This is a genomic window from Quadrisphaera sp. DVD1, assembly GCF_058932755.1.
This window is the reverse complement of record NZ_JBZYWI010000027.1, coordinates 19,093-29,919: the sequence shown is the minus strand read 5'-3', so window position 1 is coordinate 29,919 and position 10,827 is coordinate 19,093. Positions and strand designations below refer to the sequence as shown.

9 protein-coding genes are annotated in these 10,827 nt (G+C 78.1%); 5 read left to right on the top strand and 4 right to left on the bottom strand.

The window, feature by feature from the left end; genetic code table 11:
* A partial coding sequence (locus tag AC5FZL_RS05105) for an SCO7613 C-terminal domain-containing membrane protein (protein ID WP_493617488.1) occupies nt 1-1,718 on the top strand: 1,718 nt, incomplete at its 5' end.
* A gap of 3 nt (nt 1,719-1,721) precedes the next feature.
* On the opposite strand, the gene AC5FZL_RS05100 is transcribed toward AC5FZL_RS05105, so the two are convergent.
* Genes AC5FZL_RS05100 through AC5FZL_RS05090 form a run of 3 tightly spaced genes read right to left on the bottom strand, consistent with a single transcriptional unit; the run spans nt 1,722 to nt 4,090 of the window.
* The gene (locus AC5FZL_RS05100; RefSeq protein WP_493617487.1) at nt 1,722-2,348 is read right to left on the bottom strand and encodes a nitroreductase family protein; all 627 of its coding nucleotides are present in this window, start codon (nt 2,346-2,348) and stop codon (nt 1,722-1,724) included.
* A 41-nt stretch (nt 2,349-2,389) separates the two neighbouring features.
* Nucleotides 2,390-2,878 (bottom strand): pyridoxamine 5'-phosphate oxidase family protein, encoded by a 489-nt coding sequence (locus AC5FZL_RS05095; protein WP_493617486.1) that lies wholly within the window; start codon nt 2,876-2,878, stop codon nt 2,390-2,392.
* A gap of 57 nt (nt 2,879-2,935) precedes the next feature.
* Entirely contained in the window at nt 2,936-4,090 is a 1,155-nt protein-coding gene (locus AC5FZL_RS05090; RefSeq protein WP_493617485.1) for an SPL family radical SAM protein, read from the bottom strand.
* Between the two features lie 53 nt (nt 4,091-4,143).
* On the opposite strand from AC5FZL_RS05090, the gene AC5FZL_RS05085 reads away from it, so the two are divergent.
* The 3 genes from AC5FZL_RS05085 (at nt 4,144) to AC5FZL_RS05075 (ending at nt 8,727) form a co-directional block, all read left to right on the top strand.
* Nucleotides 4,144-6,852 (top strand): bifunctional acetate--CoA ligase family protein/GNAT family N-acetyltransferase, encoded by a 2,709-nt coding sequence (locus AC5FZL_RS05085; protein WP_493617484.1) that lies wholly within the window; start codon nt 4,144-4,146, stop codon nt 6,850-6,852.
* Between the two features lie 91 nt (nt 6,853-6,943).
* On the top strand, nt 6,944-7,579 hold the full coding sequence (locus AC5FZL_RS05080; protein WP_493617483.1) for a DUF5998 family protein: 636 nt from the start codon (nt 6,944-6,946) through the stop codon (nt 7,577-7,579).
* A gap of 8 nt (nt 7,580-7,587) precedes the next feature.
* The gene (locus AC5FZL_RS05075; protein WP_493617482.1) at nt 7,588-8,727 is read left to right on the top strand and encodes an alkaline phosphatase family protein; all 1,140 of its coding nucleotides are present in this window, start codon (nt 7,588-7,590) and stop codon (nt 8,725-8,727) included.
* On the opposite strand, the gene AC5FZL_RS05070 is transcribed toward AC5FZL_RS05075, so the two are convergent.
* The gene (locus AC5FZL_RS05070; RefSeq protein WP_493617481.1) at nt 8,711-10,015 is read right to left on the bottom strand and encodes an MFS transporter; all 1,305 of its coding nucleotides are present in this window, start codon (nt 10,013-10,015) and stop codon (nt 8,711-8,713) included. The genes AC5FZL_RS05075 and AC5FZL_RS05070 overlap by 17 nt on opposite strands.
* Before the next feature lie 162 nt (nt 10,016-10,177).
* On the opposite strand from AC5FZL_RS05070, the gene AC5FZL_RS05065 reads away from it, so the two are divergent.
* Nucleotides 10,178-10,804: a thymidine kinase gene (locus AC5FZL_RS05065; RefSeq protein ID WP_493617480.1), complete on the top strand. Its 627-nt coding sequence runs from the start codon at nt 10,178-10,180 to the stop codon at nt 10,802-10,804.
* Nucleotides 10,805-10,827 lie beyond the last annotated feature (23 nt).

Below are 10,827 nucleotides of genomic sequence, written 5' to 3'. Positions count from 1 at the left end.
ACGGCGGCGCGCTGGCGTGGGCGACGGCGGCGATCGCCACGGCTGCGTCCACCGCCGGCCTGGCGCTCGCGGGAGCCGGCCGCCGGGGCGGCACCCGGGTGCGCGGGCTGCTCGCGGGAGTCGGCGCCCTCCACCTCGCCGGCGCGCTGCTCGTCCTCGCCGTGCTCGTGCTCGCGGGCCTGGACGGCGGGGGCACGCCGTGGGCGTGCTTCCTGCTGCTGGCCACCAGCGCTCTGGGCGTCGCCCTGGTCCGCCGGGGGGCGGGCCGCCGCTCGGTGGCGGGGCCGGGCGAGGTCGTCGCGTGGACCGGCCTGCTCGGCGCGGTGCTGGCGGCGTCGTGGGAGGGCGGGCCGGCCGCGCTGCTCGCGTCTGCGTCCGTGCTGGCCCTGGCGGCCGCCGGCGTCGCCGCGCTCGACGCCCGGGCGCTGCCCCGGCGCACCGTGCCCGTCGGCCACCTGGGGGCGCTCGCGGCCCTGCTCGCCGAGGGCGTGCGCAGCACGGAGCCGGCCACGGCCGGGCGGGTCGGGGCCTGGCTGGTCCTCGCCGCCGCGCTGGCCGCCACCGGCGCCGCGCGGGCCCGGCAGCGCCCGTGGTGGGCCGGGGGCGCGGCGGTCGCGACCGTCGTGGCAGCCGACCAGCAGGGGACCGGGGCGCTGCTCGTGGCGGCGGTCGTGCTGGCCGCCGCCGCGGCACTGCTGGTCCGCCGGTCGGCGGTGGCGGGCGCCGGGCGGCTCGGCCCCACCGTGGCCGTCGTGCACGCCGGTGCCGCGCTCGCCCTGCTGGTCGAGGCGTCCCGCAGCACCGACCTCAGCACCGGCCTCGCCGCCGGGCTCGGCGTCGAGCCGTCCACCTGGGCCCGCGCTGCGGCGTGGCTGGTCCTCGCCGCAGCGCTGGCGCTGACCTCGGTGGTGCGAGCGGCCGAGCGGGTCGCGTGGGTCCCTGCGAGCGCCACCGCCCTCCTCGGCGCCGCCGCGGCCGTGGCCGCCGACGCGCCGGACGCCGGGCGGGTGGCCGTCCTGACCGGCGTGGGCGCCGCGGTCCTCGGCCTCGCCGCGTGGCGCAGCGGCCGGCCGGAGGAGCCCGGCGCGGCCGCGGTCGGCGTCGTGGCGCTGGGGCTCGCGCTCGCCGCGGCGATCGAGAGCGAGCGGGCGCCGCTGCAGTGCGTCGTGCTCGGCGCCGCCGGCCTCGTCGTCCTGGCCTGGGCCGGGCGGCGCGGGCGCGGCCGGCTGAGCGTCCCCGCGGTGCTGCTGCTGTCCGCCGCCACGTGGGTCCTGTCCGCGGACGCCGGCCTGGACGCCGTGGAGCCGTACTCGCTGCCGCTGGCGGCCCTGGCCCTCGGCGTGGGCGCCGTGCGGGCCCGCCGGGCCCCGGGCGCGCCGTCGTGGACCACGGTGGGGCCGGGGCTGAGCGCCGCGCTCCTGCCGTCGGCGCTGGCCGCGGTGGGCGACGAGGGGCTGCTGCGCCCGCTGGTGGTGCTGCTCGCGGCCGTCGCCGTCGTCGTGGCCGGCGTGCTCGTCGGCTGGCAGGCGCCGGTGGTCACCGGGGCGGTCGCCGCCGCGCTGGTGGCCGTCTCGCAGCTCGCGCCCTACGCGGTGGGCCTGCCGCGCTGGCTGACGCTCGGAGCGGCGGGGGTGCTCCTGCTGGCGCTCGGCGTCCGGTTCGAGCAGCGCCGCCGCGACCTCGCGAGCGCCGCCGGCTGGGTGCGGGCGCTGCAGTGAGGGTCAGCCCTCGGGGGCGGGCCGGCCGAACCGCCCCCAGGAGACGACCTCCTCCAGCGGACGGCGTCCGCGCGCCAGGCTCGGGGAGCGGCGGTCCGGAGCGGGCCAGCCCAGGCTGACCACGCCCACCAGGCGCCGGTCGGCCGGCACGTCGAACGCCTCGCGGACGGCGTCGTGCCGGCCCGGGGGCACCCCGAAGAAGCAGGCCCCCAGGCCCGCGTCGACCGCGCCGAGCAGCAGCACGACGGCCGCCATCCCGGTGTCGACGTCCCAGTACGGCACCGGCCAGTCGGCGTCGTCGCGCTCGGCGGCCGCCCGGGCCTTGTCCGGCTCGGCGTAGCGGCGGCGGTAGGCGCCCGGGTCGCTGCACCACAGCACGAGCACCGGCGCGGTGCGCATGCCGAGCAGCCAGCGGTCCGGCGCGGCCGCCGGGTCGGTGGTCGCCGCCCAGAACCGCGCCCGGTCGGCCGGGTCGGCGAGCACCACCACGTCGCGACCCTGGCTGTGGCCGGCCGAGGGCGAGCGCAGCGCCAGGTCGAGCAGCCCGAGCACCACCTCCGCGGGCACGGGCCGGTCGGGGTCGTACGCGCGCACCATCCGGCGGCGGCGGACCGCCTGGCTCAGCTCCACCGGCGCAGCCTCTCAGGGCCCACGGCGCGGCCTCGGAGGGCTCAGAGCGCGACGACCTCGTTCTCCCCGCCCTCGAAGCGGGTGCCGGTCGCCTTCGCCTTGGCGTAGCTGAGCAGCGTGGCGACCTTCCCGCCGGGGCTGTCCCAGTACTCGGCGGTGTCGGCGTGGACCTTCACGAGCGTCAGGCCGGGGGTGGTGGGCCCGTCGGGGAACCAGGCCTCGAGGGAGGTGTTCCACAGCTCGCGGGCCTTGGCCTCGTCGTGGACGAGCTCGGCGTCCCCGGCCACCGACAGCCAGCTGTCGCGGGAGGCGAAGGCCGCGTTCACCCGGGCGCCGTGCTGGATCTGGTCGACCTTGCGGGCGCCCCCGTCGGAGACGAACCACAGGTCGCCGTCGAACTCGGTCTGCTGCACGGCCATCGGCCGGCTCACCAGGTGGCCGTCGTCGTCCACCGTCGTGAGCATGCAGATCCGGATGTCCTTGATGAGCGCGGCGACCTTCGCCACGCCGTCGTCCTGGGCCTGGGCCACGGGATCCTCCTGGAGTCGGGGAAGCCCAGTCGAACCCCGCCCGCGGTGGGGCGCCAGTCAGGTGAAGTACAGCTGCTGGGCGCGGGGGAGCCGCTCGGCGACCTCGGCCGCGAACCAGCCCCTCATCGCCGCCATCTGCTCCGGCCGGTACACGTGCTTGAGGTTGCCGTGCTTGCCGCGCTTGGTGGCGCGCTGCTCCGGGTCCATCTCCAGCTGGGTGGCCGGGTACCAGCCCAGGAGCACCCCGCGGCTCTTGGGCGTGAACCGGTGCGTGATCACCTCGGTGGTGAGGTCGAGAGCGGGCAGGTCCGCGGTCGCGGCCGCGACGTCGTCCAGGAGCCGCCCGTAGCGCTCCTGCCAGCCCGGCGCGGGCACGACCGGGGCGATCGTCAGGCCGACCGGGTAGCCGGCGAGGGCGAGCCGGCGCAGGGCGCCGATCCGCTCGGCCACCCGCGCGGTGCCGCCCTCGAAGCGCTCGACGCCGCCGGGGCCGGTGGCGTTGACGGAGAGGCGCACCCGGGTGCGGCCCCCGTGCGGAAGGTCGAGGAGGGGCTCGACGTCGTCGAACTTCGTCGTCCACCGCAGGCCCACCGGGGCGGCCCAGTCGTGCGTGCCGACGTGCGCGATCGTCGCGGCGAGGGAGCCGGTGAGGTGCTCGATGCCGAGCGGGTCGGTGTAGCAGGAGACCTCGAACGTCGTCCCCTCGCCGCCGCGGGCGCTGGTGCCGGAGGTCACCCCGCCCAGCCCCACGTGGGCGTCCATCGCGCCGAGCACGGCGGGCAGGTCGGCGAAGACCCGGGTGACCGGGGGGCCGGCCAGCGACCCGGCCAGGTAGCAGTACTGGCAGTGGGCGGGGCACCCGGTGGCCAGGTCCAGGCGCCAGTCGGCGCTGGGCGGGATCGGGGCGAGCCGCCGGGCGGACGGTGGGCTGGTCACCACGGCCAGCGTCGACTTGGCCAGGGCGTAGGTGGCGCGCTCGTCGGCGCCGCGCAGCGACGGCAGCCGGTCGCCGCGGAGCACCTCGATCCGGTCGACGCCGGCCGCCTCGCACCGCGCCACGACGGCGCGGCCGTGGGGCTGCTCGAAGGCGGACGCGGTGACGAGCACCTGCTTCGGGAGCCAGCGGCGGGGGCCGCGCGGGCGGGGTGCGCGAGGTGCGGAGGATGCGGCGGAGGAGGGGGCGGCGTCCCGGGCGGGAGCGGTCTGCGGCACACCGTGTGCAACACCCCGGCGGGCCCCGGCACTCCAGGGCTAGCCTGCTGTCCGTGGTCGCGACGCAGCCGCCCCACCTGCGGGCGTGGGAGGCGGACGTGGTGCTGCGCGACGGCGGCGCCGCGCACCTGCGCCCCATCACGCCCGCCGACGCCGAGGCCCTGCAGGCCTTCCACGTCGCGCAGTCGCCCCGCTCGACCTACCTGCGCTTCTTCGCCCCCATGCCGCGGCTGTCCGAGCGCGACCTGCGCCGGTTCACCACCGTCGACAACGTCGACCGGGTGGCCCTCGTCGTGCTCGTCGGCGACGCGATCATCGGCGTCGGCCGCTACGACCGGATCGACCGGGCCGAGGCCGAGGTGGCGTTCAACATCGCCGACGCCCACCAGGGCCGCGGCGTCGGCTCGGTGCTGCTCGAGCACCTCGCCGCGGCGGCCCGCGAGCAGGGCATCTCCCGCTTCGTGGCCGAGGTGCTGCCCGAGAACCGGCGCATGCTCACGGTCTTCCAGGAGGCCGGCTACGAGGTCAGCCGCCACTACGACGACGGGATCGTCTCGCTGACCTTCGACATCGACCCCACCGAGAAGTCCCTGGCCGTGATGGCCGGGCGCGAGCACCGCGCCGAGGCGCTCAGCCTGCGGGCGCTGCTGCACCCGGCGTCCGTGGTCGTCATCGGCGCCGGCCGGCGCCCCGGCTCGGTCGGCGGGCGGCTGCTGCGCGACCTCGTCGACGGCGGCTACACCGGGGCGCTGCACGTGGTGCACCCGGAGGTCGACGCCCTGCACGGGGTGCCGGCGGTGCGCCGCCTGGCCGACGTGCCCGGCCCGGTCGACCTCGCCGTGGTGGCGGTGCCGGCCGAGGCCGTCACCGACGTCGTCTGGCAGTGCGCCGAGCTGGGCGTGCGGGGGCTCGTCGTGGTCTCCAGCGGCTTCGCGGAGACCGGGCCCGAGGGCCTGGCCCGCCAGCGCGAGCTCGTCCGCCTGGCGCGCGCGCACGGCATGCGGGTGGTCGGCCCGAACTCCTTCGGCGTCCTCAACAACGACCCCGACGTGCGCCTGAACGCCTCGCTGGCGCCGTCCGTGCCGCCGCCGGGCGGCCTGGGGCTGTTCAGCCAGTCGGGTGCGCTGGGGGTGGCGGTGCTCGACGCCGCCCGGCGGCGCGGACTGGGCATCTCGACCTTCCTCTCGGCGGGCAACCGCGCCGACGTCTCGGGCAACGACTGCATGCACTACTGGCAGGACGACCCGGCCACCGCCGCCGTGGGCATGTACCTGGAGAGCGTGGGCAACCCGCGCAAGTTCTCCCGGGTGGCCCGCCAGCTCGCCCGCGCCAAGCCGGTCGTCGTCGTGAAGTCGGGCGTGAGCGGCTTCACCGTGCCGCCGGGGCACGCGGTGCGCACCACGCACGCCCCCCGCGAGGCGCTGGACGCCATGCTGCGCCAGGCCGGGGTGATCCGGGTGGAGAACCTCCACCAGCTCTTCGACGTCGCCCAGCTGCTCATCACGCAGCCGCTGCCCGCCGGCCAGCGCATCGGCGTCGTGGGCAACTCCGACGCGCTCGCCGCGCTGGCGGCCGAGGCGGCGCTCAGCTGGGGGCTGGAGGTCGCCGAGCCGGTGACCGTGCACCCCGAGGCCGACGCCGCCGCCTTCCGGGCCGCCCTGGAGCAGGTGTTCGCCGACGACGCCGTGGACGCCGTGGTCGCCAGCTTCATCCCCCCGCTGGCCACCGTCGACGTCGAGGTGGCGCGCGCGGTGCGCGACGTCGCGGCGTCCTCGCAGAAGACCTGCGTGGCCTGCCTGGTCGGGATGCGCGGCGTCGTGGGGGAGCTCGGCGAGGCCACCGACCTGGGGGAGCCGCTGCCCGCCGTCCTCGACGGCGGCGCCGCTGCCGCCCGCACCCGGGCCGTGCCGGCCTACCCCACGCCCGAGGACGCCGTCCGGGCCCTGGCCGCCACGGTCCGCTACGCCCAGTGGCGCCGGCGCGACCCCGGCACCCGGGTCGACCCCCCGGGCACCGACCGGCGGGCCGCGCGCGCCCTCGTCGAGCGGGTCCTCGCCGGGCGCAGCCTGGCGGACCAGCCGGTCGAGCTCTCCCGCGAGGACGTCACGACCCTGCTGGCCTGCTACGGCATCCGGCTGTGGCCGTCCGAGATCGTCACCACCCCCTCCCAAGCCGTCGACGCCGCCGACCGGCTGGGCTGGCCGGTCGTCCTCAAGGCCCCCGAGCGGCGCCAGCGCCACCCCGGCCTGGGCGGGATGCGGATGGACATCGCCGACGAGCGCGAGCTGCGGGTGGACGCCGCGGCCATGCTCGCCGCGCAGGAGGGGGAGAGCGAGGCGCCCTCCCTCATCGTGCAGACCATGGCCCCGGCCGGCATCGGGGTGCTCGTGCGCACGCTGGAGGACCCGCTGTTCGGGCCGCTGGTCTCCTTCGGCCTGGCCGGCGACACGAGCGTGCTGCTGGGCGACGTGTCCCACCGCATCCCCCCGCTCACCGACGTCGACGTCGCCGACCTCGTGCGCTCCCTCGGCGCCTCCCCGCGCCTGTTCGGCTACCTGGGCACGCCCGCCGTCGACGTCGCGTCCCTCGAGGACCTGCTGGCCCGCGTCTCGGTGCTGGCCGACGACCTGCCCGAGGTGGCCGCCAGCGAGCTCTCGCCGGTCCAGGTCTCCACCGGGGGGCTGGCCGTGCTGGGGGCCACCGTGCAGCTGGCCGTGCCGGCCGGGCGCACGGACGCCGGGCGCCGGGTGCTGCCGTCGTGAGGGCCCCGGGAGTGCGCCGGTGAGCCCGCTGCGCCGGCCCCGCCGGAGCGGCACGGACGCGTCGCGCAGCGGCAGTGGGAGGATGGCGGCCATGGGCATTCGTTCCGGCGCGGGGACCGAGCGCGCTCCGCGCGCCGCTGACGAGCTCCCCCCGGAGCTGGTCACCGAGCTCGAGCGCTGCGGGTACTACCCGCAGCTGGTCGCCGACGTGCTGCTGGTCGCGCTGGCCGGCGAGTCGGCGCAGGCGCACCTGGTGCACCTGGAGACCACCTTCGACACCGACGCCGTGCGCCGCCACGTCACCGTGCTGGCGATCACCGCCACCCGGCTCGTCGTCGCCCACGTCGACGACCACGGCCCCGAGGTCGAGGGCGGGGCGCCCGTGGCGCTGGCCTCGTCGGAGTCGGTGCCGCTGTCGGCGGTGCGCTCCGTCGTGCTCGCGCACCGCTTCCCCGCGCCCGAGCAGCACCGGCCGGGCTCCCCGCCGCAGGAGCTGACCCTCACGGTCGGCTGGGGCACCGTGGCCCGGGTCGACCTCGAGCCCGCCGGCTGCGCCGACCCCGACTGCGAGGCCGACCACGGCTACACCGGCTCGATCACCGGCGACGACGTCGCGCTGCGGATCAGCGCCGACGCCGAGGGGGCGGACGCCGTCCGCTCGGCCCTGCGCTTCGCCCGGCTGCTGAGCTCGGCGACCCGGCCGGGCGCGCCCGGCGCGCAGGGCTGAGCGCCCCGGTGGCCCGCCCGCGCGTGCGGGGCTCCCTCGCCGACGTCCTGCCCGCCGCCGCGGCCGCCCTCGGGGCGCCGCAGCGGGAGGTGCCCTGGCGGCTGCCCGAGGCGCGGCGCGCCTGCGTGGTGCTCGTCGACGGGCTCGGCGAGCGGATGCTCGCCGCCCGCGGCGGGCACGCCCCGCGGCTGCGGGGGATGGGCGCTGCGGGCCGGGTGCTGGCCGCCGGCTACCCGTCGACGACCGCGACCTCCCTGGGGTCCTTCGGCACCGGCCTGCCGCCGGGCGGCCACGGGCTGGTGGGCTACCAGGTGCGCGACCCGGCCACCGGGCGGCTGTTCAACGAGCTGTCCTGGGAGGACGGGCCCGACCCGCGCCGCTGGCAGAGCGCTCCGACCGTGCTCGAGCACCTGGCCGGGGCCGGCGTGGCCGTGACCCGGGTGGGGCCGGGGCACTTCGACGGCTCCGGGCTCACCGAGGCGGCGCTGCGCGGCGGCCGGTACCGGGCGGCGTCCAGCCTCGACGCCCGCGTGCAGGCCGCGCTGGAGGCCCTGCGGGCGTCCCCGCGGGCCCTGGTCTACCTGTACTGGGGCGACCTCGACCGCGCCGGCCACACCAGCGGCTGGGCGTCCGAGGCCTGGGTGGAGGAGCTCGAGCGGATCGACGCCGCGATGGCCGCGCTGGAGGCGGGACTGCCCGCCGACGCGCTGCTCGTGGTCACCGCCGACCACGGGATGGTCGACGTGCCGGCGGACGCCCGCTGGGACGTCGCCACCGACGCGGAGCTCGCGGACGGCGTCCTGCTCACCGGCGGGGAGCCGCGGGCGCCGATGCTCTACTGCGCGCCGGGGGCCGCCGACGACGTCGCCGCGACCTGGCGGGAGCGCCTGGGCGGGGTGATGACCGTGCTCACGCGCTCCGAGGCCGTCGCGGCCGGGTGGTTCGGGCCCGTGGCCGACCACGTGCTGCCGCGGCTCGGGGACGTCGTGGCCGCCGCCACCGCAGCGGTGTCGGTGCACGACTCCCGGGTGCAGCGCCCGCTGCTCAAGGAGCTCGTGGGGATGCACGGCGCGCTCACCGACGACGAGGTGCGCGTGCCCCTGCTGCTGGCCGGCGGCCGCCGCGTGGAGCTCACGAGCGCAGGCTGAGGTCCGGTGCCGCGCTCGTCCCGGTGCGCGAGGTGCCCGCGGCGGCGTGCGTCCCGGCGGTGAACGCCGGCTGCCCGGCCAGGGCGACGAGCACGGCGAGGACCAGTGCTGCGGAGCCCGCGGCGAACGACGCGGCCGCCCCAGCGACCTCGATGAGGGCACCGGCGACGGCGATGCCGGCGGCCCCACCGGTCGTGACCGCCGTCGACAGCCACGCCTGCGCCTCGCTGACCCGACCCGCCGGGGCGAGGTGGTCGACGAGGTTCTGCTGGATGATGAGGTTCGGGGCGATCGTCAGGCCGACGACGAAGAGCAGCGGCAGCAGCGCCCACAGGGACGGCTCGCCGCCCGCGACCACCACCGCGATCAGCGCCAGCCCGACGGCGAAGACGCCCAGGAGCACGGGCAGCCGCAGCGGCTCGCGGGCCGAGCCCCTGGTGGCCCCGTAGGCCAGGCCGCCCAGCGTGCTGCCACCGGCGATCGCGGCGAAGAGCACGCCGAGCATCCCCTCGTCGCCCAGCACGCCGCGGGCGGTCGCCGCCAGCGAGGTGTCCACGACACCGAAGGCCACGGACATCGCCGCGCCGACCGCGAGGACGGCCAGCAGCCCGCGGGCGCGCACCCCTCGCGCGTGCGGCGCACCGGCAGCCGTCCCCGTCGCCGCGGCGTCGTCCGCGCCCCCCGGCGTCCGCTGCCGGGCCGGCGGGCTGGTGGCGTAGAGGAGCCCCCCGCCGACGAGCAGGCCGGCGGTGATCAGCAGCGGTGCCAGCGGCGGCGTGACGACGAGCAGCAGCGACAGGAGCAGCGGGCCGACGACGAAGATCGCCTCGACGGCGGACGCGTCCAGCGCGTAGCCGGCGCGCCGCTGGGCGGGGTCGGCCAGCAGGGCGCGCCAGGACGCGCGCATCGCCGCGCTGAACGGCGGGCAGGTGGCGCCGCTGCCGGCGGCCAGGGCGGCCAGGGGTGCGTCGCCCGCGCCGGCGGAGGCGCACAGGGCCAGCGCCACCAGCAGGGCGCCGCTGGCCAGCACCGTGGGGACGATGACCCGCGACTGGCCGAAGCGGTCGATCGCCCGCCCACACAGCGGGGACCCGATCGCCGTGCCGAGGGCGTAGGCGCCGGTCACCAGGCCGGCCGAGGCGTAGGAGCCCCGGACGTCCTGGACGAGCAGCACGGTGCCCAGGGGGGCCATCGACAGGGGGAGGCGGGCCAGCACCGCGGCGGTGAACGGGCGCAGCACGCGTCTCTGGCCCAGGACCGCCGCGTACGTCCGCAGGCCCCCGCTCACCGGACGACCCTACGCAGCGCCCACCAGCCAGCGCCCTCCCGGGTGGCCCGGGGCCTGCGCGGCCCCGTCCCGTGCCGGCGGTCACGGCGCGAGCGGGCCGGCGAGGTGGTGCAGGAGCCCGCGCGGTGCAGCGCCCGCCGGGGCCTGGGGCAGGATGTCGGGGTGGCTGAGCTGGTCTTCTTCTCCGGGACAATGGACTGCGGGAAGTCGACCCTCGCCCTCCAGATGGACCACAACCACGGCGTGCGCGGTCGCGTCGGCGTGGTCTACACCCGCGACGACCGGGCCGGGCAGGACGTCCTGTCCAGCCGGCTCGGGCTGCGCCGCACCGCGCGGGAGGTCCACGACGACACCGACTTCTGGGCGCAGGTGAGGGACGCGCGCGCCCGCGGCCAGCGCGTGGACTACCTGGTCTGCGACGAGGCGCAGTTCTACTCGCCGGTGCAGGTGGAGCAGCTCGCCCGCGTCGTCGACGAGCTGGGGGTCGACGTCTTCGCCTTCGGCATCACGTCCGACTTCCGCACCCGGCTCTTCCCGGGGTCGCAGCGGCTGGTCGAGCTGGCCGACCGGGTGCAGGTGCTCCAGGTCGAGGCGCTCTGCTGGTGCGGGGCCCGGGCCACCCACAACGCGCGCACCGTGGACGGGCACATGGTCGTCGAGGGCGAGCAGGTCGTCGTCGGCGACGTCACCGTCGACGACGCGCAGCCCGCGGGCGGCGTGGTCGGGTACGAGGTGCTCTGCCGGCGCCACCACATGCAGCGCACCACCGCGGCCGTCGCCGCCGGCTGACCCGGGCGGGGCCGGTCCGTCGC

Excerpts from the sequence above, each read along its gene's own strand:
- AC5FZL_RS05080 (WP_493617483.1), top strand. The coding sequence starts at position 6,944 with ATGGGCATTCGTTCCGGCGCGGGGACCGAGCGCGCTCCGCGCGCCGCT.